26 protein-coding genes, 3 tRNA genes and 1 pseudogene are annotated in these 24,502 nt (G+C 63.1%); 5 read left to right on the forward strand and 25 right to left on the reverse strand.

What is annotated here, in order from left to right:
• The first annotated feature begins 24 nt into the window (after nucleotides 1–24).
• Both WBF69_RS09065 and WBF69_RS09070 read left to right on the forward strand, forming a co-directional pair.
• The gene (locus WBF69_RS09065; RefSeq protein WP_424263379.1) at nucleotides 25–531 is read left to right on the forward strand and encodes a TRAP transporter small permease; all 507 of its coding nucleotides are present in this window, start codon (nucleotides 25–27) and stop codon (nucleotides 529–531) included.
• Complete coding sequence (locus tag WBF69_RS09070) at nucleotides 524–1,822, forward strand: TRAP transporter large permease (RefSeq protein ID WP_424263381.1); 1,299 nt, start codon at nucleotides 524–526, stop codon at nucleotides 1,820–1,822. Before WBF69_RS09065 ends, WBF69_RS09070 begins: the two co-directional genes overlap by 8 nt.
• A 4-nt stretch (nucleotides 1,823–1,826) precedes the next feature.
• Here WBF69_RS09070 and WBF69_RS09075 read toward each other — a convergent pair whose 3' ends face one another.
• Together WBF69_RS09075 and WBF69_RS09080 are read right to left on the reverse strand one after the other, a co-directional pair.
• Nucleotides 1,827–2,048 carry a hypothetical protein gene (locus WBF69_RS09075; RefSeq protein WP_424263383.1) on the reverse strand — a complete coding sequence of 74 codons (222 nt, stop codon included), beginning with the start codon at nucleotides 2,046–2,048 and terminating at the stop codon, nucleotides 1,827–1,829.
• Between the two features lie 4 nt (nucleotides 2,049–2,052).
• Complete coding sequence (locus WBF69_RS09080; RefSeq protein WP_424263385.1) at nucleotides 2,053–3,267, reverse strand: S8 family serine peptidase; 1,215 nt, start codon at nucleotides 3,265–3,267, stop codon at nucleotides 2,053–2,055.
• A 209-nt stretch (nucleotides 3,268–3,476) separates the two neighbouring features.
• Here WBF69_RS09080 and WBF69_RS09085 point away from each other — a divergent pair, with 209 nt between their 5' ends.
• The gene (locus tag WBF69_RS09085) at nucleotides 3,477–3,911 is read left to right on the forward strand and encodes a DUF5602 domain-containing protein (protein ID WP_424263386.1); all 435 of its coding nucleotides are present in this window, start codon (nucleotides 3,477–3,479) and stop codon (nucleotides 3,909–3,911) included.
• Between the two features lie 56 nt (nucleotides 3,912–3,967).
• Nucleotides 3,968–4,435, forward strand: a complete 468-nt coding sequence (locus WBF69_RS09090; protein ID WP_424263388.1) for a plastocyanin/azurin family copper-binding protein — start codon at nucleotides 3,968–3,970, stop codon at nucleotides 4,433–4,435.
• A 33-nt stretch (nucleotides 4,436–4,468) separates the two neighbouring features.
• Here the strand turns inward: WBF69_RS09090 and alkB are convergent, their stop codons facing one another.
• From alkB to WBF69_RS09150, 12 genes and pseudogenes are all read right to left on the reverse strand, one after another.
• On the reverse strand, nucleotides 4,469–5,116 hold the full coding sequence (alkB, locus tag WBF69_RS09095) for a DNA oxidative demethylase AlkB (RefSeq protein ID WP_424263390.1): 648 nt from the start codon (nucleotides 5,114–5,116) through the stop codon (nucleotides 4,469–4,471).
• A gap of 21 nt (nucleotides 5,117–5,137) precedes the next feature.
• Complete coding sequence (locus WBF69_RS09100) at nucleotides 5,138–5,326, reverse strand: hypothetical protein (protein ID WP_424263392.1); 189 nt, start codon at nucleotides 5,324–5,326, stop codon at nucleotides 5,138–5,140.
• Between the two features lie 219 nt (nucleotides 5,327–5,545).
• Nucleotides 5,546–7,600, reverse strand: coding sequence for a TonB-dependent copper receptor (locus WBF69_RS09105; RefSeq protein WP_424263394.1), 2,055 nt, complete (start codon nucleotides 7,598–7,600; stop codon nucleotides 5,546–5,548).
• 112 nt (nucleotides 7,601–7,712) lie between these two features.
• Nucleotides 7,713–8,099: a DUF2946 domain-containing protein gene (locus tag WBF69_RS09110; protein ID WP_424263396.1), complete on the reverse strand. Its 387-nt coding sequence runs from the start codon at nucleotides 8,097–8,099 to the stop codon at nucleotides 7,713–7,715.
• Nucleotides 8,100–8,536: 437 nt separating this feature from the next.
• Nucleotides 8,537–8,869, reverse strand: a complete 333-nt coding sequence (locus tag WBF69_RS09115) for a BrnA antitoxin family protein (protein ID WP_424263398.1) — start codon at nucleotides 8,867–8,869, stop codon at nucleotides 8,537–8,539.
• Between the two features lie 2 nt (nucleotides 8,870–8,871).
• Nucleotides 8,872–9,165 (reverse strand): DNA-binding protein, encoded by a 294-nt coding sequence (locus WBF69_RS09120; protein ID WP_424263400.1) that lies wholly within the window; start codon nucleotides 9,163–9,165, stop codon nucleotides 8,872–8,874.
• A gap of 94 nt (nucleotides 9,166–9,259) precedes the next feature.
• A pseudogene (locus WBF69_RS09125) lies at nucleotides 9,260–9,448 on the reverse strand (transposase); the annotation flags it as partial.
• Nucleotides 9,449–9,652: 204 nt separating this feature from the next.
• Nucleotides 9,653–9,737: transfer RNA gene (locus WBF69_RS09130), tRNA-Leu, on the reverse strand.
• A gap of 48 nt (nucleotides 9,738–9,785) precedes the next feature.
• Nucleotides 9,786–10,232, reverse strand: coding sequence for a preprotein translocase subunit SecG (secG, locus tag WBF69_RS09135; protein ID WP_424263402.1), 447 nt, complete (start codon nucleotides 10,230–10,232; stop codon nucleotides 9,786–9,788).
• Between the two features lie 22 nt (nucleotides 10,233–10,254).
• On the reverse strand, nucleotides 10,255–11,004 hold the full coding sequence (tpiA, locus tag WBF69_RS09140; protein WP_424263404.1) for a triose-phosphate isomerase: 750 nt from the start codon (nucleotides 11,002–11,004) through the stop codon (nucleotides 10,255–10,257).
• Between the two features lie 117 nt (nucleotides 11,005–11,121).
• Nucleotides 11,122–11,206: transfer RNA gene (locus WBF69_RS09145), tRNA-Leu, on the reverse strand.
• A gap of 9 nt (nucleotides 11,207–11,215) precedes the next feature.
• Nucleotides 11,216–11,305 (reverse strand) — tRNA-Ser (locus WBF69_RS09150).
• Between the two features lie 57 nt (nucleotides 11,306–11,362).
• Between WBF69_RS09150 and WBF69_RS09155 the strand changes: the two genes are divergently transcribed.
• Entirely contained in the window at nucleotides 11,363–12,343 is a 981-nt protein-coding gene (locus WBF69_RS09155; protein WP_424263406.1) for an NAD(P)H-quinone oxidoreductase, read from the forward strand.
• 105 nt (nucleotides 12,344–12,448) lie between these two features.
• Here WBF69_RS09155 and pnp read toward each other — a convergent pair whose 3' ends face one another.
• The 11 genes from pnp to ilvN form a co-directional block, all read right to left on the reverse strand.
• Nucleotides 12,449–14,593 (reverse strand): polyribonucleotide nucleotidyltransferase, encoded by a 2,145-nt coding sequence (gene pnp, locus WBF69_RS09160; RefSeq protein WP_424263408.1) that lies wholly within the window; start codon nucleotides 14,591–14,593, stop codon nucleotides 12,449–12,451.
• A 154-nt stretch (nucleotides 14,594–14,747) separates the two neighbouring features.
• Nucleotides 14,748–15,017 carry a 30S ribosomal protein S15 gene (gene rpsO / locus WBF69_RS09165; RefSeq protein WP_424263410.1) on the reverse strand — a complete coding sequence of 90 codons (270 nt, stop codon included), beginning with the start codon at nucleotides 15,015–15,017 and terminating at the stop codon, nucleotides 14,748–14,750.
• Between the two features lie 90 nt (nucleotides 15,018–15,107).
• Nucleotides 15,108–15,896 (reverse strand): CDP-diacylglycerol--serine O-phosphatidyltransferase, encoded by a 789-nt coding sequence (pssA, locus tag WBF69_RS09170; protein WP_424263412.1) that lies wholly within the window; start codon nucleotides 15,894–15,896, stop codon nucleotides 15,108–15,110.
• On the reverse strand, nucleotides 15,877–16,557 hold the full coding sequence (locus tag WBF69_RS09175; protein ID WP_424263414.1) for a phosphatidylserine decarboxylase: 681 nt from the start codon (nucleotides 16,555–16,557) through the stop codon (nucleotides 15,877–15,879). Before WBF69_RS09175 ends, pssA begins: the two co-directional genes overlap by 20 nt.
• Before the next feature lie 54 nt (nucleotides 16,558–16,611).
• Nucleotides 16,612–17,406, reverse strand: a complete 795-nt coding sequence (locus tag WBF69_RS09180) for a heme ABC transporter ATP-binding protein (RefSeq protein ID WP_424263416.1) — start codon at nucleotides 17,404–17,406, stop codon at nucleotides 16,612–16,614.
• A gap of 46 nt (nucleotides 17,407–17,452) precedes the next feature.
• Nucleotides 17,453–18,460 carry a FecCD family ABC transporter permease gene (locus tag WBF69_RS09185; protein ID WP_424263418.1) on the reverse strand — a complete coding sequence of 336 codons (1,008 nt, stop codon included), beginning with the start codon at nucleotides 18,458–18,460 and terminating at the stop codon, nucleotides 17,453–17,455.
• Nucleotides 18,461–18,475: 15 nt separating this feature from the next.
• Nucleotides 18,476–19,360, reverse strand: coding sequence for a heme/hemin ABC transporter substrate-binding protein (locus tag WBF69_RS09190; RefSeq protein ID WP_424263420.1), 885 nt, complete (start codon nucleotides 19,358–19,360; stop codon nucleotides 18,476–18,478).
• The gene (locus WBF69_RS09195; protein ID WP_424263422.1) at nucleotides 19,357–20,403 is read right to left on the reverse strand and encodes a hemin-degrading factor; all 1,047 of its coding nucleotides are present in this window, start codon (nucleotides 20,401–20,403) and stop codon (nucleotides 19,357–19,359) included. The genes WBF69_RS09190 and WBF69_RS09195 overlap by 4 nt, the downstream gene beginning before the upstream one ends.
• A 46-nt stretch (nucleotides 20,404–20,449) precedes the next feature.
• Nucleotides 20,450–22,723 carry a TonB-dependent hemoglobin/transferrin/lactoferrin family receptor gene (locus WBF69_RS09200; protein WP_424263424.1) on the reverse strand — a complete coding sequence of 758 codons (2,274 nt, stop codon included), beginning with the start codon at nucleotides 22,721–22,723 and terminating at the stop codon, nucleotides 20,450–20,452.
• Nucleotides 22,724–22,913: 190 nt separating this feature from the next.
• The gene (gene ilvC, locus WBF69_RS09205) at nucleotides 22,914–23,930 is read right to left on the reverse strand and encodes a ketol-acid reductoisomerase (RefSeq protein WP_424263426.1); all 1,017 of its coding nucleotides are present in this window, start codon (nucleotides 23,928–23,930) and stop codon (nucleotides 22,914–22,916) included.
• A gap of 71 nt (nucleotides 23,931–24,001) precedes the next feature.
• The gene (ilvN, locus tag WBF69_RS09210; RefSeq protein WP_424263428.1) at nucleotides 24,002–24,493 is read right to left on the reverse strand and encodes an acetolactate synthase small subunit; all 492 of its coding nucleotides are present in this window, start codon (nucleotides 24,491–24,493) and stop codon (nucleotides 24,002–24,004) included.
• Nucleotides 24,494–24,502: the final 9 nt, after the last annotated feature.

Here is a 24,502-nt window from a genome sequence, read left to right on the forward strand (position 1 = left end):
GGCCGGACACGACGAGGACACGCGATGCGCAAATGGCTCGATGGTCTCTATGATGTCAGCGCCTGGCTGGCAGGGCTATGCATGATTCTGGTCCTTGTCGCCGTCACCTTCACCATCCTGGGCCGCCTGATCGGTTTTCCGGTCGGCGGCGTCGATTCCTATGCGGGGTACGCCATGGCCGGGGCCGGTTTCCTGGCCCTGGCCAGCACCTTGAAAAAAGGCGAACACATCCGCGTCACGCTGGTGCTGGGCATGCTGCGGGGGGCCAAACGCCGCGGGCTGGAACTGGCCGCCCTGATGATCGCCACCCTGCTGGCCGGTTTTCTGGCCTTTTATTCGGTCCGGCTGGTCTGGCAATCCTGGTCCTTCCAGGATATGTCCACCGGCATCGACGCCACCCCGATGTGGATCCCTCAGATCCTCATGGCCGTGGGCACCCTGGTGTTCTTCATCGCCTTCCTGGACGAGCTCTATCTGGAATGGCGCGGCCTGCGCATTCATGAATCCACCGAGGATCTGCACCATGAATGAGATCACCGCCAGCCTCGCCTTGATCGTCGTCCTGTTCGCCCTGCTGGGCGGCGGCGTCTGGGTCGGCCTGACCCTGGCCGGGGTGGCCCTGTTCGGCATGGAATTCTTTTCCGCGCGCCCGGCAGGCGACGCCATGGCCCTCACGATCTGGGGCAGTTCCAGCAGCTGGACACTGACCGCGCTGCCGCTCTTCATCTGGATGGGTGAAATCCTGTACCGCACCAATCTGTCGGAAAACCTGTTCCGCGGCCTGGCGCCCTGGGTGAACCGCCTGCCGGGACGCCTGCTGCACACCAATGTGCTGGGCTGCACGATCTTCGCCTCGGTCTGCGGCTCCTCAGCGGCCACCTGCGTGACCGTGGGCAAAATGAACCTGCCGGAATTGCGCAAACGCGGCTATCCCGATGCGCAGATCATCGGCTCGCTGGGCGGACCCGCCACGCTGGGTCTGTTGATCCCGCCGTCCATCATCCTGATCGTCTACGGTGTCGCGGCGGAAACCTCGATCGCCAAACTCTTTATCGCCGGTGTCCTGCCGGGGCTGCTGCTGGCGGCGCTCTTTAGCGGCTGGCTGATGGGCTGGGCGCTGCTGCATCCGTCCCAGGTGCCCGACGAGGCATCCGGGCACATGAAACTGCGGGATAAGCTACGCGAATCCCGCCAGCTGATCCCCGTCGTATTGTTGATCCTGGGCGTCATCGCCAGCATCTACACCGGCGTGGCCACGGCCACGGAATCCGCGGCGATCGGGGTGCTGGGCGCGTTTCTGCTATCGGCCTGGCAAAAATCCCTGACCTGGCAGTCCTTCCGGGATTCCCTGCTGGGCGCCACGCGTCTGTACTGCATGATCGCCCTGATCCTGGCGGGCGCGGCCTTCATGACGCTGTCCATGGGTTATATCGGGCTGCCGCGCCAACTGGCCGAGTTCGTCGGCAGCCTGCAGTTGTCACCCGCCATGCTGATCATCGCCCTGGGTCTGTTCTACATCATTCTGGGCTGCTTTCTGGACGGCATTTCCACCATCGTCCTGACGATGGGCGTCGTGTTGCCCATCATCCAGGCGGCAGGCATCGACCCGCTGTGGTTCGGGATCTTTCTGGTGATCACCGTGGAAACCGCCCAGATCACGCCGCCGGTAGGATTCAATCTGTTCGTGCTGCAAAGCATGACACGCAAGGAAATCACCTACATCGCCAAGGTCTGCGCCCCCTACTTCATCCTGATGATGTCCCTGCTGGTCGTGCTGTGGTTCTTTCCGGGGCTGGCCACCTGGCTGCCGTCGCGGATGTAGGCGTCTATTCCAGCCCTCGGCTCAGGCGTTCCGGCTCGATGGCTGACACGCCCTCGATGTCCTTCAGCGCCGACAGCCGGTCTTCTTCTATGTTGCCGGCAATCGCGCCCACTGTCGTCAGCTCGCGCTCCACGTTCAGGCCGGCCTGCCGGCAGCGTTCCAGGACGACAGGGTAGCGGTCGCGCCAATCTTCGCGCACCAACAAGGTCAGATTGATCAGTCCCATGATGTCAACGCTCCGCCTGAGCTGCATCCGGCGCCTGGACCAGGCCGGTGCCGACATCCCTGTACGCATCACGTAGTTCCTGAGCGCTGTCCAGCAGTCGTTCCGCCAGACGCGCGGCGCGCGCCTGGGGATCCTGCTGCGCATGCAAGGCGGCGACACCCGCCACAAAGGGCGTGGCCATGCTGGTCCCGCTGAGTTCCCGGTAGAGATCGGGCGTCGGCCAGGACGATAGAACATCGACCCCGGGGGCTGCCAGGTTGACCTCCCCGCCGGAACCCTGCAAGCCGCCGCAGGAAAAAGGCGCGACGCTCAGGTCGCGGCTCACGGCGGCCACCGCCATGATCGAAGGACAATTGGCCGGATGCCCGACCGGCGCAATCCGCTCCGGTCTCTGGCTTTCATTGCCCGCTGCCGCCACGATCAGGGTGCCGGCGGCCAAGGCTCGCCGCGCCACTTCCTCGAAGACCTGGGAATAGCTTTCTCCGGGGGTGACCGGACTGCCCAGCGACAGGGACACAATGTGACATCCGTGTCCCACGGCCCAGTCTATCCCTTCCAGAATCCCCCCATCGCCACCGCTGCCCTCATCTCCCAGGACCTTGCCGATATACAGCCGGGCCTCGCCCGCGACGCCATAGCGGGGGCGCCCGGCAGGGATCGGGGGGCCTGCAGCAATGCCCGCGCAGTGCGTTCCATGACCATTGCCGTCCTGCACGGACTGGCCCGCCACAAAGGAACGGCTTTCGATCCGGCGATCGGCAAAGTCTGGATGCGTCAGATCCAGCCCGGTATCCAGGATGGCGATACGGATGTCCCGCCCCGTCAACGCGGACGCATCGGCGCCCACCGCGCGCACGCCCCACGACGCCGCCTCGTCCGATGCAGGTGCTGCGGCACGATCTGCTGGACTCGTCCGGTCCGCACCAATGGCACGGACCGTACGTTCCGGCTCGATGGCCAAAATGGTGTCGCCGTCCGCCGCAGCCTCGAGAAGGCGCAGACGGGCGGGATCCGAACAACGCACGAACGCGGCGCCGATGCGATCAAACACCAGGGCGCACGACTCATCCAGCGTGGCGGGCTGCGCGTCGGACCGCCTTTGGATACTGAGCTGGGCCAACTCAGCCAGATGCCGGACACCAGCCTCCTGGCGATCCTGATGAAAAAGAACCAGATAGCGACCGGTTTGAGACCGGCCCTGAGTTGCAGTATCCGACATGACGCCCTCCTGTCCAGACTCTAGCTTCCTGTCACCTTAGCACGCAGCTCTATCGGAAACCCCCCGCGGCAAAGGGTGTTTGCAATCCGTTCATCCCCGACACAGACGAGCCGTCAACGCGGGACACGACACCGGATGAAACGAAAAACCAGGCACTCGCATCGAATGCCGTGAGAGCAGCAATACGCTGCCCCTTTCTGGAGAACAAGATGATCCGCACATTACTGACCGCAACCGCTGCCGCCGCCGCCCTGGCTCTGTCCCTGGGCGCTTCCCCCGTCATGGCGGCGCAAGCCACCGTCACCACCGCCCCGCCTGCCGCCCCTTACAAGGCGGTCAGCTCTCTGGTCAAATTGCCTGATTTCATCCCCGGCCTGGGTCAACTCTTTGTCGACCCGGCTACCCTGCCCGCCGGCCCCTTCCTGGGCTACGATCACGATGGCAAGCTGGTCAGCACGACCTATATGATCCCCCTGTCGGCCATGAAGGCGGACATGAACCTGCATGACCTGAAGGCGCCGGCCGGCACGGTCGATCACGTGGACATCATGTACAACGCTGGCCACCCCGGCGTGGCGGAGCCGCACATCCACATCGTGCTGTGGAACGTCCCGGCCAGCCAGGAAAGCCGCGTGGCGAAATGAGGGCCTTTGCCTTTGACCCCCGCCGGCGTCTGATATTGTCCGCCGGGGGCGGCCTTTTGCTCACCGCTGCATTGCCGCCCCCTGCGGCAGCGGCGGGCGGCGAGGTCGAGATCGCCATGTCAGGCACGCCCAGTGGATCCGACGTCTGGTTTCGCCCGCGCGGCCTGCTGATTCGAGCGGGACAAACCGTACGCTGGGTCAACCGCGACACCGGCAATGTGCATACCACGACGGCCTACCACCCCGAGAACGGCAAACCCCGGCGCATTCCGGATGCGGCTTCCAGCTGGAATTCCGACTACATCATGCCTGGGAAGTCATTCGCCATCACGTTTGACGTCCCCGGCGTCTACGATTATTTCTGCATCCCGCACGAACACGCGGGCATGGTGGGCCGCATCATCGTCGGCACCGCAGATGCATCCGTCCGGCCCTATGCACAGACGGATGCCAAGCTGCCTGCAGCCGCTTTGGAGCATCTGCCCGCCATCGCGGACATTCTGAAAGGCACGCCCATTCAATAAGCAGGCGGCGCGGCGGCAATCCCGCAGCGCCGATCAGGCCGCCTTGCGAAACGTCAGATTGATGCGCTGGCTGCCCAGCAGCGGATGCGGCGCGTCCACCATCGGCAGCACACCGTGATAGCGCATCCGGTCTTCCCCGCCCCAGACCGCGACATCGCCATGCAGCAAGCTTGTCCTGAAACACTTGTCCGTGCGCGCATGGCCGCCAAAGACGAATACCGCCGCCATGCCCAGCGACACCGACACGATGGGCGCGCTGGAATCCACTTCGTTTTTATCCTGATGCAAAGACAGACGCGACCCCGGCACATAGCGATTGATCAGACAAGCGTCCGGTGCGAAGCCATCAAAGCCGGCAGCCGCAGCCGCGCGTTGCGCCAGGCGAAGGAAGACCGCCGGCATGGCGGGCCAGGGGCGCCCGTGCGAAGGGTCAACCCGGCTGTAACGGTATCCGAATCGGTCGCTGGTCCAGCCCAGCGTCTCGCAGTTGCTCAGGGCCACCGACATGGTGAATCCCCCCGGCGTGATCATATGGCGAAACGGCGACGCGGCCTGGATATCCGCCAAGGCCGGCAGCAAAGCATCTACATCCGGCAGGGCGAAGCCGCGCAGGATGCCGGCAGCGGACCCCATGCGGTCATACGTGCCTGTATCGGACGCACCAAACAGATCAAGCGTCATAGCAGGCTGGTTCAGGGACGGTCAGGACTTCTTCGACCTGGCCGGCGGCTGGGGCGTCGTCGACACCGGATCGCTGGCCGGAAAAGTACCGTCCAACGCCTCGTCCAGCGCATCTTCCCGCTCTTGCACGGTCTTCGCCTCGTCCCGGCGCAGTTGGGGGGCGTCCGGTGAAATAGGCTGACCCGGGTGTTTCGGTTGATGTTTCTGCATGATGGGTTCCCGCTCTAAATCGGAAGGCAGGCATTCATGATACCTAAACCGGTACCTAAGCCGATACCTATTTCACACAGCCCATTGAGGCCTGAACGGTTATACCGTCCATAGTCGTTTAACCAGCCCCTGACACAGGGTTGTCCGGGCGTCAACGATCCGCCTGCAGCAAGGTACCGGCGGCCTCCGCCGGTACGCCAACCTCCTTCAGCTCAGCAATTAGAACTTCACCCCCAGTCTGGCCCAGACGATGCGACCAGGCTCGTTCACCTGCGTATTGGATGCAAAGCCGAAGCCGGCATTGCCGGCCAGATTCAAATGCTCGGTGTAGGTCTTGTCGAGCAGGTTATCCACACCCACCGTCAGCTTGACCGTCTTGTTCAAGGCATACGATCCGTTCAGCGCCAGAGTGCCGAAGCCGGCGCTGGCGCCGAAGTCCTTGCCGACGACATTACCCTTGCTCAAAGCAATCCGGTCTTGCGACGCCACCAAGCGCCACAAAGCGCCAGCCGACCAGGGGCCGTTCTCATACGATAGGCTCAAGCGGCCTTCCAGCGGCGGTATCTGCGGCAAAGGGCCGCCGTCCGTGCGGTTCTTGGCCCAGGCATAGGCCAAGGTCGAGCCCAGCTTCCAGCGCGGCGTCAGCGCATACGACACACCCAGCTCGCCCCCCGCAATCGACGCATCGATATTGCGAGCCGTCGAGGTCGCGCCCGCGTACTCGAACAAAATGAAGTCCCGCACATGCCCGGCATACACGGAGACCCACGCCTCCAGACTCTCGGTCTTGTACTGTGCCCCCAGATCCAGCTGCGTCGTCTTCTCGGGCTGCACTCCCTGGAATGCGTTGACAGAACCCGCCGGCCCCTTATTGGGAGAGAACAATTCCCAGTAGTCCGGGAAACGCTGCACATGTCCGATCCCGGCATACAGCGTCGCCGGGACGGCCTGCAGATCCCGCTCGTAGCGCAAGAACCCGCTGGGCAGGGTGTCATTGCGGCGTTTCCCGGCGGTGGGGTTGGGCGGCGACATGGGGTACATCATCCCCTTGCCCGCCCGCTGCCGAACATCCTTGACCGAGGCCCAGTCCACACGCGCGCCGCCCACGACCCGGTCCAAATCCGTGACATGCCAGGTCGCTTCGGCAAACACGCCGGTATTGGTGAAACGGGCATCCTCGATCCACGGCTTGGTGTCGTAGGGCGTCATTTGGTTGCCGCTGCGGAAACGATGCCGGCTTTCCTGCCAGTCGAGGCCGGTTATCACCTCGACCTGCCCCAGATCCAGTGTGCCCGCCGCGCGCCCGCCCCAGGTGGCGCGATCCACATTGGACGCCATCGCCATCGCCCCAGGCGGCGGCGTGCGCAAGGAATAATTGTCCATGACGTGATCGGCGTAGTTGTAATAGACCTGCGCCTCGAGCTTCTTCAGCACGTCGCTCAAGTGGCGTTTTTCGACGCGCAAGCCCAGGCTTTCACGCTTGAACTGCGATCCATCCATGCCACGTCCCGCGTAACGGGCCTCGCCGTCTCCCGTGCCCGCCGTCAATTCAATCAGAGTGTTGGCATCCGGCGTCAAGCCCAGCGTCAGATCCGTATTCCACTTATCCCAACGAGAAGGGATCTTCTGACCATCGCCATCCTCGTAATCGCCGGAATGCGAATGATTGGCCGCCACCCGCGCATAGAATTTTTCATTCCCCACAGTCAGGTCGGCCGTCTGATCATTGCGGTCAAATGAGCCTGCGGTCAGGCTGCCGTCAAAGCGAATGCCAAATTCCGTGAAGCCGGGCGCATCCCGATCGAAACGGACGGTTCCGGCAGACGCGCCCGGCCCCCAGAGCACCGTCTGCGGCCCTTTGATGACCGTCAGTTTGTCGAAATTTTCCGGCGAAATATAGGAACTGGGCGCATCCATGCGCGACGGGCAGGCGCCCGGCATCGATGTGCCGTTGGTCAGCAGATTCAGACGAGAGCCAAACATACCGCGCAGCACGGGATCGCCATTGGTCCCGCCATTGCGGATGGCCGAGAAGCCAGGGATCGTCTTCAGATAGTCCGTCCCGTCGCTGGCAGGCAGCGGCTGCCGCGGAACCTTGGGATTCGATTCGATGGTCAGCGGGGACGACGGCGCCACACCGGTGATCACGACCGGATCCAGCGTCGACACGAAAGAGGACGAGGCGTCCTGGGATTCCGCCCAGGCGGGCAAGGCCACGATCAGGGCGAGCGCCAGCGTCGAGCGCGGAAAGGCGCGATGAAAATTGTGATTCATGATATCGAGATAAACAGTAAGCCGCCGCGGCGGAAAACAAGCCGCTTCAGCTGAATACGAAGGGATGCCGTGGCGACGCAGATGCGCGCCAGGACCAGTACTGCCGATGCAATCAGGCAGGGAGGGGGGGCGCGCGCGGAGGATGGGCGCGGCGGGCCAGACGCGTCACCGGCGCCTGGGCCAGATGACGGTAGCGAACGACAAGGGGCGCTGCAGCAGGCCGCTCAAAGGCTGCGCCAGCAGGCGGCACAAAAGGTAGATGATGAACGAGGACGCAGTACCCGCAATAGGGGTCCTCAAGCGCCGGGGAGTGAGGCTCACCGTCATCCGGCACCAGGGACAAGGCGACCTGCTCTGGCCCCGAGGGACCGCAGACATCCACCCATACCAGGCCCTGTTCCGCAGCCAGCCACTTGGACACCGATGGCGCAAGCGCCACGAGACACATGGCGAATAGCGCCACCCAGGCGGCGTAGCGACGCCAGCGCAGCAGGCTCATGCCAGCCCCTCGTTGCGCCCGGCAGGATCCCGCATCGAACGCACTGCGTCAGCCAGCCCAGCGACAGGGCCGCCTGACGCTTGCTCGCCAGTCAGGGGGTTCGATGCGCACAGATTCATGCAGATGTATCGAAATATTGAATTTCAACGGAGGTTCAATTCTCCTCAGAGGGCCATCCCCCTGTCAATCTGCAGGCGGCGCATCGCCAGGGAAAATGCCATGCTGCTTGACGGGCATCAAGCGCCTGCAAATCCGCATGAATTGTTCTCAATGGGAATCGGGACGTGTGGTAGGAGGATGGCTGAAAGTCAGGAGCCACCACCTGGCGCTGATTCGCCAGTGCGAGAGCAAAGCCCATCCTCCGTGAATGGGGTAGAGACGAAAAAACCCGCAAACCTAGTGGATTTGCGGGTTTCCCTGAACTGCTCTGGACGACATCAGCCGGCTGGATGCGCCTTGACCTTGCCACTCAGCGCCAATGATGCACGCAACGTATCGTTGATGCGAGTCTGCCAACCATCCCCGCTGGCGCGTAACGCCGCCAACACATCGGCGTCCAGCCGTAGCTTCACCGCTTCTTTCGTCACTGCCTGAGTGCTGCCCACGGGTCGCCCACGACGCTTGGCGATTTGCTCCGGCGTATGTGTCTGGGCGAACTGGCCCGCCTTGGCTTCGGCCAGCGCATCACGCAGCCCAGGCAGCGCCTGACCCGCATCGGCCTCGATGGCAGCCGTCACCTTGTCCACATCCAGTTTTTTGAGGGTCTTCATGGTCAACTCCGCTTGATGTCCCTGGCTTTCACATTGGTGCGCTCAGCTTTGGCATAGACCATGACCAACAGCACGATTTCATCATCCACCAGATGAAAGTAGATCACCCGCGCACCGCCGCGCTTACCCATGCCGGGGCGCGACCAACGCACCTTGCGCGCACCATCAGCACCAGGGATCACATCACCCGAATCCGGATGCTCGGCGATCCAGTCGATGAAAGCGTAGCGTTCATCTTCGCTCCACACATCGCCAGCCTGCTTCCGAAAAGTAGGGGTTTCAACAACGGTGCGCATAATTAATTGTACCCCCAAAAAACAAAAGCACAAGAATTAAGCACATCAAGAAGGTGTAACTACCGAAGATTTCTCAATCATTTCCTATGAGGGCGCTCTCGGCCTCCAACTCCTTCATCCGAGACATCATCGGCACATCCATGCCGCCGTACTTGGCCCGCCACTTGTTGAACGTCGCTGAACTGATGCCCAATTCACGGCACATCTCGGGCACCGTGACGCCGGCTTCCATCCGTTTGATCGCATCCAGGATCTGGCTGTCTGTGAATCGTGACCTCTTCATGCTGTAGAACTCCTCAATGGAAAAATTCTACTTCTGACCTCACCGCTTTAACGGGGGATTCCCATCCAGGGTGTCTAAAATGCGTGGATTACGCTGGATTTTCCTGGCCTGTCCTGGTGGTGGACACCATATAAACAAAAACCCGTAAGATATTGATTCTTACGGGTTTTTTTGGGCTTCTCCGGATATTCCCGGACTATTCGATGGTGCCGTCGACGAGACTCGAACTCGTACAGCTTTCGCCACTACCCCCTCAAGATAGCGTGTCTACCAATTCCACCACGACGGCTTGGTCTTCCCCTTTCGGGAAAGACGCAAATTCTAGCATGAAGGCTGTCTACTTGCTGCTCGGCGCAGCGGGCACCACAGGCACCGAAGCGTCTGAATTGGCAGCCGGGGCAGCCGGCACGACCGTACCTGCCTGGTCTGCAGCGGCGGGGGCAGCAGCGCCCACATCAGGGACGGCGGAACCCGTGGCAGGAGCAGGCGCCTTTTCGGAAGAAGTGAAGCCTTGCATGATGCCTGTTTCGATGGGCGAGCCCGCCGGGTGATGGGCCACCCAGGCCAAGCCGATGGTCGTGACGAAAAACACGACAGCCGCCCATTTGGTCGCCCGCGACAGGAAGTTGGCGGCCCCAGCCGAGCCGAATACGCTGCCGGCTGAGCCGCTGCCGAAGGCGGCGCCCATATCGGCGCCCTTGCCCTGCTGCAACAGCACCAGCACGATGATCAACAGGGAAGAGATGACCTGCAGCGTCATCAGGGCGGAAGAAAACCATTGCATGATAAGCGGACTCCGGGAGTCTTTAAGCGGCCGCAGCCGCGATATTCAAAAATTCTTCGGCGACAAGCGATGCTCCACCCACCAGGGCGCCATCGATGTCGGGTTGGGCAAACAAATCGGACGCATTGGCGGCCTTGACGCTACCGCCGTACAGGATCCGTGTCTGGGCAGCGCCATGCCTGGTCAGCGCCGCGCGGATGAAAGCATGCACGGCCTGGGCTTGTTCCGGCGTGGCGGTGCGGCCTGTGCCGATGGCCCAGACGGGTTCATAGGCGATCACCAGACGGGACAGGGATTCCGCCCCCAAAGCCAGCACCGGTTCCAGTTGGTCGCCGATCACGCATTCGGCATCGCCGGCATCGCGATCAGACAGGGTTTCGCCCACACACACGACGGGCGTCAATCCGGCCCCCAGGGCGGCGGCGGCCTTGGCCGCTACCAGCGCGCTGGATTCTCCATGCATGGCACGCCGTTCGGAATGCCCGCACAAGACCCAGCTGACCTCGAAATCCGCCAACATGGCGGCGGACACTTCGCCCGTATAGGCGCCACGATCATGCACGCTGATATCCTGGGCGCCCCAGCTGACCGTCGACCCCGACAAGGCCTGACGCGCCTGGGCCAGGTACGGGAAAGGCACGCAGACCGCCAGCTGGGCAGAACCAGCCCGCTGGGCGCCGGCCACCAGGCCGCCCAGCAAGGCGGCATTGTCAGCCAGACTGCCGTGCATCTTCCAGTTGCCCATGACTAGGCGCGTACGAGCGTGATTCATGCGTATGCCTTGACGAGGTTTTTGAATCAGGGAACTCTTGATTGTAGCGTGTTTGCCCGTTTTCTGGCGAACAGACAGACACCAAAGACGCCCGTTGCGCCATGTCTGCCTGAATAATGGTGCTCCCAGCCGGGGTCGAACCGGCACGCCCGAAAGCGAGGGATTTTAAGTCCCTTGCGTCTACCAATTCCGCCATGGGAGCCAGTCAAACTGGCGGAAGCGGTGAGATTCGAACTCACGGATGGGTTGCCCCATCGCCGGTTTTCAAGACCGGTCCATTCAACCACTCTGGCACGCTTCCGGGATGAAGATCGCAAGTGTAGCGCATAATTCAGGATGATCATTCAGCGGAGGCCTCATGAAAGCCATTGAAATCACGAGACCCGGCGGCCCGGAAGTCCTGGAACTCGTGGATCGACCGACCCCCGTCCCCGGCCCTGGCGAGGTCCTGATCGAAGTCGGCGCCGCCGGCATCAACCGACCCGACGTATTCCAGCGCCAGGGCAGCTATCCGCCGCCCGCTGGCGCGTCGGACTTGCCGGGCCTGGAAGTCGCCGGGCGGATCGTCGGCGGCGATCCGCAATCCGCCGGGCTGAACATCGGCGACTCGGTCTGCGCGCTGCTGACAGGCGGCGGCTATGCCCAGTACTGCGTAGCGCCAGCCGCCCTGTGTCTGCCGGTACCCAAAGGCCTGTCCATGATCGAGGCAGCCGCCCTGCCGGAAACCTATTTCACGGTCTGGAGCAACGTCTTTGACCGAGGCCGGCTGTCGCCCGGTGAAACCTTGCTGGTGCACGGCGGAGCCAGCGGCATCGGCACCACGGCCATCGCGCTGGCACATGCCTTCGGACACACGGTCTATGCCACGGCGGGCAGCACCGAACGGGTGCAGGCCATCGAGGCCCTGGGCTGCACCCGCGGCATCAACTACCGCACCCAGGACTTTGTCGAGGCCATTCACGCCCTGACGGACAATCGCGGGGTGGACGTGATTCTGGATATGGTGGCGGGCGATTACCTGCCGCGTAATCTCAAGGCGCTGGCCGACGAGGGCCGGCTGGTGATGATCGCCCAATTGGGCGGCGCCCACGGCACGGTCAACTGCTGGCAGATCATGGCGCGACGCCTGACCATCACGGGCTCCACCCTGCGCTCCCGCCCGGTGGCGTTCAAGGCCGCCATCGCGCAAGCGCTGCGTGACCGGGTCTGGCCGCTGCTGGAAGCCGGCACGATCCGTCCCATCGTCCATGCCACCTTCCCGCTGGCCGAGGCATCGCGGGCGCATGCCATGATGGACGCGGGCGAGCAGATCGGGAAAATCGTGCTGACGCTGTCATAAACGGGGGATCGCCCTGCAACCATTGAAAAAGGGCGCCCTGCCGTAGCAGGGCGCCCTTTTAGCGAGCGGTGTCCGAGCAGCGCTGCCGCCCGGACCGGCAGACGATTACTCGGTCGTCGCCGGAGCAGCCGGGCCGCCCTGAGCTTCGATCCCGCCAATAGCCTTGACCGACAGACGCAGACGACCACGGTCGTCGGCTTCCAGGATCTTGACGCGCACCGATTGACCCACCTTCAGCACGTCGTTGATGTCGGCGATGCGGTAGTTGGCGATCTCGGAGATGTGCAGCAGGCCGTCGCGACCCGGCAGCACCTGAACGATGGCGCCGAAGTCCAGCAGACGCTGCACCGTACCCTGATATTCCTGGCCGATTTCGACGTCGGCGGTCAGTTCCTTGATGCGGCGCTCGGCTTCGTGGGCGCGGTCCAGGTCGGCGCTGGCGATGGTGATGTTGCCATCGTCGCTGATGTCGATCTGGCAGCCGGTTTCCTCGGTCAGAGCGCGGATGGTGGCGCCACCCTTGCCGATCACGTCACGGATTTTTTCCGGGTTGATCTTGATGCGCAGCATGCGCGGGGCGAAGTCGGACAGTTCGGTGCGCGAACCATCGATGGCGGCGCGCATCTTTTCCAGGATGTGCAGACGGCCTTCGCGCGCCTGATCCAGCGCGACCTGCATGATTTCCTTGGTGATGCCCTGGATCTTGATGTCCATCTGCAGAGCCGTCACGCCGGTCACGGTACCCGTGACCTTGAAATCCATATCGCCCAGGTGATCTTCGTCACCCAGGATATCGGTCAGGACGGCGAATTTGCCGCCTTCCTTGATCAGACCCATCGCGACACCGGCCACGTGATCCTTGACCGGCACGCCGGCGTCCATCATGGACAGGCTGCCGCCGCAAACCGAAGCCATGGACGAAGAACCATTGGATTCGGTGATTTCCGACACCAGGCGCAGCGTGTACTGGAAGTCTTCCGCGCTGGGCAGCAGGGGCAGCAAGGCGCGCTTGGCCAGACGACCGTGGCCGATCTCACGGCGCTTGGGCACACCGAAGCGACCGGTTTCGCCGGTGGCGAACGGGGGCATGTTGTAGTGCAGCATGAAACGGTCACGGTATTCGCCCATGATCGAATCGATGATCTGTTCGTCTTGTTTGGTGCCCAGGGTCGTGACCACCAGCGCCTGGGTTTCACCCCGGGTGAACAGGGCCGAGCCGTGGGCGCGGGGCAGCACGCCCAGGCGGATGCTGATGGGACGCACGGTGCGCGTGTCACGCCCGTCGATGCGCGGTTCGCCGTTCAGGATCTGGCCGCGGACGATTTCCGATTCCAGAGCGAACAGCATGTTTTCGACTTCGACGCTGTCCGGCGCGGCATCGCCGCGGGCCGTCGCGTGTTCGGCCAGCTTGGCCTTGACGTCGGCGTACACCTGACGCAGCTGTGTCGTGCGTTCTTGTTTGTCACGTTCCTGGTAGGCGGCCTTCAGGGCATCGAACGCGGCGCTGCGCACGGCGGTGGCCAGCATGTCGTTGCGGGGGGCGGGCTGCCAGTCCCATTCGGGCTTGCCGGCTTCGGCCACCAGTTCGTGGATGGCGTTGATGCAAGCCTGCATCTGTTCGTGACCGAACACCACGCCGCCCAGCATGATTTCTTCGGACAATTGCTTGGCTTCGGATTCGACCATCAGCACAGCGGTTTCGGTACCGGCCACCACCAGATCCAGCTGGGATTGCTCATGCAGTTGCGTGGTATCGGGATTCAGCACGTACTGGCCATCGATGTAGCCAACGCGAGCGGCGCCCACCGGGCCATTGAAGGGGATGCCGGAAATCGCCAGTGCAGCCGATGCGCCGATCAGCGCCGGGATGTCGGGGTCGACTTCGGGATTCACCGACAGCGTATGGATGATGACCTGAACGTCGTTGTAGAAGCCTTCCGGGAACAGCGGACGCAACGGGCGATCGATCAGGCGCGAGGTCAGCGTTTCTTTTTCAGAGGGCTTGCCTTCGCGCTTGAAGAAACCGCCCGGGATCTTACCGGCGGCATAGGTCTTTTCGACGTAATCGACGGTCAGGGGAAAGAAATCCTGGCCAGGCTTGGGCTTGCGGGCGGCCACGACGGTAGCCAGCACGACCGTATCATCCACCGACACCAGCACGGCGCCGCCTGCCTGGCGGGCGATTTCACCGGTTTCCAGGACGACGGTATGCTGACCGTACTGGAATGACTTGCTCACTTTGTTGAACATTTTCTTATCCTATTAAAAAGGCCGTCCGCAGACACGCGCCTGCACTCCGCCACGAGCGGAAACTATATCGACGACCCATGACAAAAAGCCGCGCACACTGCGGACATGGCGGCAGCGTGCACGGCTTGCGTAAGGGGAACAAAGCCCCCGGGCATTACTTGCGCAGACCGAGTTTTTCAATCAGGGCGCGATAGGAATCCGGGTTACGGCCTTTCAGGTAGTCCAGCAACTTACGACGACGGCTGACCATGCGCAGCAGGCCGCGGCGGGAATGGTGGTCTTTCGTGTGGGCTTTGAAGTGGCCGGTCAGTTCATTGATGCGGGCGGTCAGCAAAGCGACCTGGACTTCAGGAGAACCGGTATCACCGGAAGCGCGCTGGAATTGCGCGACGATGTCGGATTTGACGATATCAGCAACGGACATGTTTTTATGAACCTCTGTAACAGGCGGCAGCACCGAGGCGCGCTGCCGTGAAATGGAAAAGCGCCACGCAAAATCGTGGCGCGGACGAAATTATAGCGGATTTGAATCCCGCATGCGCTGGCCCAGACGCCGGGCGCGGCGGATCCGCCACAGCCAGATCAGCCAGCCAGACAGGCTGTAGAGCACGAACAGTGCGAACAGCACCACCGGGGGATCGCTGGACACGAACACGAAACCCGCCACCACCAGCAACATCACCCAAAACGGCACACTGCGCCCCAGGGCGAAAGATTTGCCGCTGAAAAACGGCGCATTGGACACCATGGCGATGCCCGCATACACCGTCACGGCAAAGGCGAACCAGGGAATCAGGCCATCGGACAGCGACAATTTGTTATCGACGGACAGCCAGACGAAACCGGCCACCAGCGCCGCTGCCGCCGGGCTGGGCAAGCCCTGGAAATATTGTTTGTCGACCGTGCCGATATTGGCATTGAAGCGCGCCAGGCGCAGGGCTGCGCCCACCACATAGATGAAAGCCGCCAGCCAGCCCCAGCGCCCCAGGCCCTGCAACGACCATTCATACATCACCAGCGCAGGCGCCATGCCAAACGAAATCATGTCGGCCAGGGAATCGTACTGCTCTCCGAAGGCCGACTGGGTATTGGTCAGGCGGGCCACCCGCCCATCCATGCTGTCGAACACCATGGCCAGAAAGATCGCGATCGCGGCGACCTCGAAATTCTGGTTCATGGCCTGCACCACGGCATAAAAGCCGGAAAACAGGTTGGCGGTGGTAAAGGCGTTAGGCAGCAGGTAAATGCTGCGGCGGCGCTGTCGTTCGTCAGGCATAGAGGGTTCAGGCTGCAGAGTCGTCATCTCGGACCGGGACGGGCAGTTCAGCCAGCACGGTGCTGGTGGCCTTGACCTTGTCGCCGATGGCAACACGCGGTCGCGTCCCTGGGGGCAAGTATACGTCTACCCGGGATCCGAAGCGGATGAAGCCGTAGCGCTGCCCCGCATACACCGTCTGACCTGCCTTGGCATGGCACAGAATACGTTTGGCGACCAGCCCCGCCACCTGCACCGCCGTGACGGTCTGTCCGCCCGGCGTGTGCAGCACCATGGCATTGCGTTCGTTTTCCAGCGATGCCTTATCCAGCGCGGCATTGAAAAATTTGCCCGGAAAATATTCGATGGATTGAATCGTGCCATCGACCGGTGCGCGATTCGAATGCACGTTGAAGACATTCATGAAGACACTGATCTTCACCGAGGGGCGACCGCCGGCATAGGGATCGGCGGCATCCTCGACGCAGACGATGCGCCCGTCTGCCGGACACAGCACCAGGCCGTCGCCATCGGGCGCTTCACGCGCGGGGTCGCGAAAGAACTGCAGCGCGAACAGCGCAAAGATCCAGAACGGAATGGAGACCCACAGCGACCAGGCGCTGACCAGCAGTGCCGCGATCAGTGCGCCGATCAGGATGCCCCAGCCCTCGCGGGCGATCACAGGGTGAGGATAAGCAGGGATTTTCATAATAGGCGGAAGAATAACCCAAATGGCCGCGCTTTTCGGCAAAGCGACGACCAGTCAACCAAATATCACCAAGGGAATGCCGGGATGCAGAGGATGTTCCCCTATGGACACCTCCATCCCATAGACCTGCCGCACCCCCTCGACCGTCAGCACTTGCGCCGGCGCGCCGCAGGCCAACACCCTGCCCTGAGCCAGCAAGGCGATGCGATCGCTCCACAACGCCGCCAGATTGACGTCATGCAAAATCAGCAGCACCCCCAGCCCCCAGCGTCGCGCCAACTGCCGGACCTGGCGCAGCAAACCATGCTGATGCAAGGGGTCCAGGCTGGCGGTCGGCTCGTCCAGCAGCAGGTAGCTGCCCGACGCGCCATCCTGCCCCGCGCACAGGATCTGCAGAACGACGCGCGCAAAATGCACGCGCTGCCGTTCGCCACCCGATAGCTCAGGGTAGCGCCGACCGGCCAAATGCGCCACATCCGCACAGGCCAGGGCCTCGGCCACCCGATGCTCGACGAGCTGCGGATCCACCTCGGGAAAGGGATAGGCGCCCATCGCAACGACCTGCTGCACATCCAGATCGAAGGCCAGTTCGGACTGCTGCGGCAATACCGCCCGTGCCCGGGCCAGCTGGGCGGCGCGCAGATGCGACAAAGCCCGGCCGTTCAAGCAGATATCGGCGGAACCGGCGTCAGACTTCAGCTCTCCGCTCAGCAGCGCCAGCAAGGTGGATTTACCCGCCCCATTGGCGCCCAGCACGCTCAATACCTCGCCAGGCAGCACACCCAGGGAAGCCTGCGCCAGCACGGGGCGGGCGCCACGATGGGCGGATGCCGCAGACGCAGCCAGCATATCGCTCGTTGAGGCAAGCACGGCACGATCCATCCAATCTTTCCTCTTATCTATCCTGCCCGCCACGCAACAGCAGCCAGAAGAAAAACGGCCCGCCCACCAAACTGGTGACCAGACCAATCGGCAATTCCGCAGGACTCAACAGCACTCGCGACAACCAGTCTGCCAACACCAGCACCAGCGCGCCGCCCAGGACACAGGCCGGCAGCAGAAAGCGGTGATGCGCCCCCAGCGCCATGCGCACGACATGCGGCACGACCAGCCCCACAAAGCCGATACCGCCGCTCACGGCAACCAATGGCCCCACCAGCAAGGACACCGCGACAATCAGGCGACGACGCACAGACACCAACTCGAACCCCAGGTGCGCTGCTTCCCGCTCGCCCAACAGCAGGGCATTGAGCACACGCCACTGACGGCACAGATACACCAGCAGGCCAAGCGTCCAGGGCCCCGCCCACGCCAGCACCGTCCAATCCGCACCGGACAAACTGCCCATGCTCCAGAACGTCAAATCCCGCAATTGCGCATCGTTGGCCGCATACGTCAGCAGGCCGATCAGGCTGCCGCACGCCGTATTGATGGCGATGCCCGCCAGCAGAATGCCGGCGACGCCGGGCTGACGCCTGCCAATGGCATACGCCAGAAACGTGGCGGCCAGGCTGCCCAGAAAAGCTGCCGCCATGATCAACCACGCGCCCCCCGCCGCCAGCACGATCGCCAGCACAGCCCCCAGCGCCGCCCCCGAGGAAATACCCACCAGGCCAGGCTCGGCCAGGGGGTTGCGGAACAAGGCCTGAATGACGGCGCCGGCCAAGGCCAGCGCGGCCCCGACCGCCGCGCTGAACAAGGCCCGCGGCAGACGTATGTCGATCAACACCTGGCGCAGCAGGGTGTCGCCCGGCATCAACGCGCCCCACAACAGCTGCGGCAGCCTGTCCCAGGGAATCGGGACGGGGCCGCTGGCGCTAGCCGCCAGCAGCGCCAGCGCCAGGCAGCCCCCCAGAGCCAGCAGACAGACGGGCGGCGACACGGGATAGGACACGGTCGACATGGTGTGTTCCCGCATTCAGCCGGCAGCCTGTTTCAGGATCGCGACGGCTTCGGCCACCCGCGGCCCCAAACCCAATATCAACAGATCGTCCACCGCGACGATGCGATCCGAGCGCGCAGCCGGCGTCAGTGCAACACCTGCCCGGCGCCTGATCGCCCCTATCCCGCCCGACGCCTCAGCCGAGGCGCTGGTCACGACGATCAACTCTGGTTGCAGCGCCGCCATGCCTTCTGGCGACACAGGCTTGTAACCGCGCTGACCGCTCATGACATTGCGCAAACCCGCCAGAGCAAGCGTGGCGCCGGCGGCAGTCGCCTCCCCCGCCGCCATCAAGGCGCCGGTGCGGTTGACCAGCACCATGGCGCGCAGCGCCGGCGCCGGCTGCGCCTGCGCCCGATCCAGTTCGGCGCGCACGCGCTGCGCCAGCGCCAGACCCTGCTGCTGCGCACCCAGCGCCTGCGCCACCTGCTCGATGCGCCGAAACAGAGAGCCAAGCTCTGGCGCGTCAGAGACACGCTCCAGCCGCACACCCAAAGCCTGCAAACGCTGCAACACATCCGCCGGCCCGGCCTGCTCGGATGCCAGCACCAGATCCGGCCCGAGAGAAAGAATGCCTTCCAGTGGCGCCGCCCGGTAATAACCGATCCGGGGCAAACCGTCGGCCTCGGGCGGATACAGACTGGAACTGTCCACCGCCACCAAGCGCGTCCCCTGACCCAAGGCATAAGCGATTTCGGTGATACTGCCGCCCAGCGTCACGACGCGCTGCGGCACCGGCGTCTGCGCCCGTGCGAACCAGGGCGACGCCGCCAACGCCGCCACCCCCAGGCCCAGGCCCAGCCAGCGTCGGCGCTGCGGGTCTGCCGCCACGCCGGCAGGCGTTTGGCGCTGCGCCATCATGCGGCCAGGGGCTGAGCGCAGTACCCCGTCAGCAGACGGCGCCAACTGGCCAGTTCCGGCACGCCAGGCTTGCGCGCACCAAAGAACTGCACGACCATCTCGCCCGTCGTCGTGAAACATTCCAGCGAGGTCACCCAACCGTCGGACGTGGGCCGGTTGACGATCCAGGTCTCGGCGATCGCCGTCGTATCCAGATGCAGATTGAAATGCGGTTCCAGAATATTCAGCCAGGGACCGGCACGCATGATACGGGCGATCGGCCCCGAATGAATCTGGACGATGCCGCGATTGCCGACAAAGCACATAAAGGGAATCGCCTGCGCCGCGACATCATTGATCACGCGCTCGGCCAGATCGTTGGAGACCCGTTGAGCCAGGTCCTCGCCCGCACCGCGCAAGGCGGTCAGGCGATCGATCTGGTGCTTGCGCAACAAGCCATGAAATTCATGCGTATCCTGCATCGCCAGCCAGTCCCCCCGCAGCGCCTCGGGCGCCACCGTGACGGGGGTCGCCTCGGGCGGCGGCAGTTCACCATATTCCGGCCAGGCGGGATCAGGGTCCAGGAACCGGTTGACCAGCGCCTCATACGCAGCGCGATCCGTTTCCTCGGTCACATAGACTTTGTGCAAGGCCCCGCCGGCGCGGTCGAAAAACTGCAGGCTGTCGCGCCCGCCTTCTTGCACGGCCCAGACGCTGCCCCAGATATTGAAGAACAGACGCAAGTCGATATCCGGCCCCAGGGCGATACCCATGGATTTGCCGGCGCGCACGTCCTCGTAGCGACCGTGGCGCTCGTGCACCGCCCACTGATTACGGGTCAGGGCCATCACACGGCCCAAAACACCCAGCTCTTTCAGGATGTCCTGGGCAGGCTCTTTCAGCCGCCGCGCCCGGATGCCGCCGCAACCGGCGGCCACCAAGGCCAGTTCGGGCACGTCCAGACGGTCTGCGATGGCGCGGATCCGCGCCTTGGGTTCGGCAGCCCGGATTTGCTCAACTGCATCACGCAAGGCCTGCGCCTGGGATTCAAGGGGGAAATTCATCGCTTAGATTCCTATGATGATAAAAAGAAAGCTGTCCGCGCAGCACTCAATACTGATACGACACGGATAGCCGCAGGCTGCGGCCCGGCTGGGTGTACCAATCGATGGGGCGCGCCGTCGACCGACCGCCGCTGGATTTCCAGTAATCGTCCGGCACATCCAGCGCATTCCAGTATTTCTTGTCGAACAGATTGAGTACCCCGGCCTGTACCCGCAGCCCCTTGACGGCGGCAGGCGTCCACCAGGCGTTCAGATCCATGACGCCGTAGCCCGGCGCTTGAAAGTCAGCCTGAGGATCGGCCACCTGCGTGCGCCGCCGCGCCAGCGTGGAAACCGCTTCCGCACCCCATTGCGGCGTCCGGTAGCCCAGCGCCACGATGGCCTTGAGCGGCGCGACGGAATTCAAGTACTGATCGGCATCCAGATCGCGGCCCTGCGTCCAGGCCAGCGCGCCGCGCGTGAACCAGTGCGTATCGAAATCCCAATGCCCCGACAGCTCCACGCCGTAGATCCGCACCCTGGCGCGGTTGACCGTGCCTGTCACCCCCTGGGGATAGACTCCGTCCCAAGCGGGGTTCCATCCGGCGGAGCCGGCGGACAGCGCCACCGCGTCGATGTAGTCGCGATAGCGATTGTCGAAAAAGCTCAGGCGCCCGCCCCGCGCCGAATCGCCCGCCTCGACGCCCAGCTCATAGCCATGACTGATCTCTGGTTTCAGATCGGGATTGCCGACACGCAGATACGAACCCGGCGCGCCATAGTTCAGGTAGAGCTGGGATGCGGACGGGGCCTTGTAGCCGTAGCCGTAACGCGCATAAAAGGACAAGGCCTCGCGCGGACGGTAGGTCGCCATCAGGGACGGCGAGACGCGCTGGCCGCTGCTGGCCTCCAGGCGGGTCACGCCCGCGTTGGGATTGCTCGCATAATCACCGCCGCTTTGCGGCGATTGCCGGTAGGCGTCATAGCGCAAAGACGGCGTCAGGGCATAGCGCCCCTGCGCCCACGAAATCTCGTTCTGCGCCCAGATCGCCCATTGCCGGCCTTTCACTTCCGGCATATCGGCCTGATTGGTGTGCAGAAACTCGCAGCTCCGGGGCCCCATGGGCGACCCCGGCGGCAAAACGGCAGGGCAATTGTCATAGCCGCCGGAATACTGTCTGTTCTGGTTTTCGATCCAGTCCACACCCACCGACCAGTGCTGCTGCACTACCCCGGAAATCAGGGTGCCGTCCCACTGGCTGAGCAGGCCGTAGTTCGTCTCCTCGACCGAATTGCTGCGTCCATAGGGTCCATAGGGATACTGATAGCCGAACATGGCGCCAAAGGGATTCGTTCCCCGCGCATCGGGACGACGCACCGCATCCATCCCGCCTTCATGGCGGCTGCGCTGCCAATACAGTTTGATCTCTCCGTTCTGGATGGCGGCGTTGGGCGCCTGTGCATGAAAACCGTAGGACAACACGGCCCGCTTGCGGGAATCCTGTTCAAAGCCATGATTGCTGCCCTGCAGGAATGCGGTGCCGGCCCCTTGCTCGAACAGCCGTTGCGTGTCGCTATCGCGTTCGAATAGTTCACCGCTCAGGCCCAGGCGGTGCTCGGCGGTGAGGTCATGCTGCAGCTTGGCCTGTACGCTGCGCTGGGTGTAGGCCAAGGGGTCCGGCTGCTCGCGCGCGGCCCCCAATCCACCCACCTTGCCCTGATTCTGCAGCTCATGCCCCCGGCGCCAGGCGGTCTGCACCAGCCACCGGGTATCCCCCTGCCCCAGACGGCCAGCCAAAGCGAGCGCCCCGCCCTGACTGTCGTCGGCGCCATCCACACTGCCCTTGAGCAGAGCGCCGAAATCCCGCCCGGAGGACAGCAAATCATCTGGATCCAGCGTACGCAGATTCAGATACCCAATCAGGGCGCTGGACCGGCTGCCAGCCGTGCCCCGCACCAGATCAATGCGGGACAGGCTATTGAAATCAATGGTGTTCAAGCCCCCCTTTTCCCCCCTGGAGCCATCCGTCAGCCAGGGAACCCGAATACCGTCCACGCGGGTCACGACGCGATCGCCATCCTGTCCGCGCACATTGATGCTGTTGGACTCGCGGCTGAAATTGACCCCAGGATCCCCCCGGCGGGAAAGATCTTCCCAACTGTCGATGCCGCGCTGATCAAGCGCATCCCGATCGATGAGCTCGGCTCCCTGCAGCGGGGCCGGCGCGCTGCGCCCTTCCACTCGCAGCGGACTCAGGACCGGAATCTCGGTCGCAGGATGTTGCCTGGGCGGCGTCTGCGCCAGCCCGGCCTGCACGAACAGCGCCAGGCAGATCCCCATGCATATCGGTGTTCTATGTGTCATGCTCAACCATTAATTCAAATTGTTTTGAGTTCGAGAATGATAATAGTTCTTATTTTAAATATCAACATAGATTGTAAGGTCAAACCAAAAAAGGTGGCGCGCATGCAAAACGGCAGAGGCCGCCCGAAGGGGCGGCCTCTGCCGTACTGAGAACCGGAACTGAGGATCAGTTCTTGGACTGGTCCACCAGCTTGTTTGCCGCGATCCAAGGCATCATGGCGCGCAGCTTGCTGCCGACCTGCTCGATCTGGGATTCCGCATTGATGCGGCGGCGGGACGTCAGTTCCGGCGCGCCGGCGGCGTGTTCCAGGATGAAGTTCTTGGCATAGACGCCGGACTGGATGTCGGCCAGGCACCGACGCATCGCGGCACGGGTGTCGTCGGTCACCACGCGCGGGCCGGTAACGTATTCGCCGTATTCCGCGTTGTTGGAGATCGAGTAGTTCATGTTGGCGATGCCGCCTTCGTAGATCAGATCCACGATCAGCTTCAGTTCGTGCAGGCACTCGAAGTAGGCCATTTCCGGCGCGTAACCGGCTTCGACCAGAGTTTCAAAACCGGCCTTGATCAGCTCGACGGTACCGCCGCACAGCACGGCCTGTTCGCCGAACAAGTCGGTTTCGGTTTCTTCGCGGAAGTTGGTTTCGATGATGCCGGCACGACCGCCGCCATTGCCCATGGCGTAGGACAGAGCCAGGTCACGGGCCTTGCCGGACACGTCTTGATGCACGGCGATCAGGTGCGGCACGCCGCCACCCTGGGTATAGGTGTTGCGCACGGTATGGCCGGGGGCCTTGGGGGCGATCATGATGACGTCGATATCGGCACGCGGCACGACCTGACCGTAATGCACGTTGAAACCGTGGGCGAATGCCAGCGCGGCGCCCGGCTTCAGGTTGGCCTCGACGGCGTTGCGGTAGACGGCGGCGATGTTTTCATCGGGCAGCAGCATCATGACCACGTCGGCGCCCTTGACGGCGTCGGCGACTTCCTTGACGGCCAAGCCGGCGTTTTCAGCCTTTTTCCAGGACGCGCCGCCTTTGCGCAGGCCGACAGTGACATTCACACCGGATTCGTGCAGGTTCAGCGCATGGGCGTGGCCCTGGGAACCGTAGCCGATGATGGCAACCTGCTTGCCTTTGATCAGGGACAGGTCGCAGTCTTTGTCATAGAAAACTTTCATGTTGAAACTCCAATGTCTTTAATTCTGAAATGAGAGGTTAGGTACAGCCGGGATGAGGCGGGGCACGAGACTTACAACTTCAGGACGCGTTCGCCGCGACCTATCCCGGATACGCCGGTACGGACGGTTTCCAGGATGGCGCTGCGGTCCAGCGCGCCGATGAAAGCGGCGATCTTGTCCTGCACGCCGGTCAGCTCGATGGTGTAGGTCTTGTCGGTCACATCGATGATGCGCCCGCGGAAAATTTCCGCCATGCGCTTCATTTCGTCGCGTTCCTTGCCGACGGCGCGCACCTTGATGAGCATCAGCTCGCGTTCGACGTGCGGGCCTTCGGACAGGTCCACGACCTTGACCACGTCCACCAGACGATTCAGGTGCTTGGTGATCTGCTCGATGATCTCGTCGGAGCCGACCGTCACGATGGTCATGCGCGACAAGGTGGAGTCTTCGGTGGGGGCTACGGTCAGGGTTTCGATGTTGTAGCCGCGCGCCGAAAACAGGCCGACCACGCGGGACAGCGCGCCGGGTTCGTTTTCCAGCAAAACGGAAATCACGTGTTTCATGGTTATCCC

This window comes from Castellaniella sp., assembly GCF_049673105.1.
Taxonomy (GTDB): domain Bacteria; phylum Pseudomonadota; class Gammaproteobacteria; order Burkholderiales; family Burkholderiaceae_B; genus Castellaniella.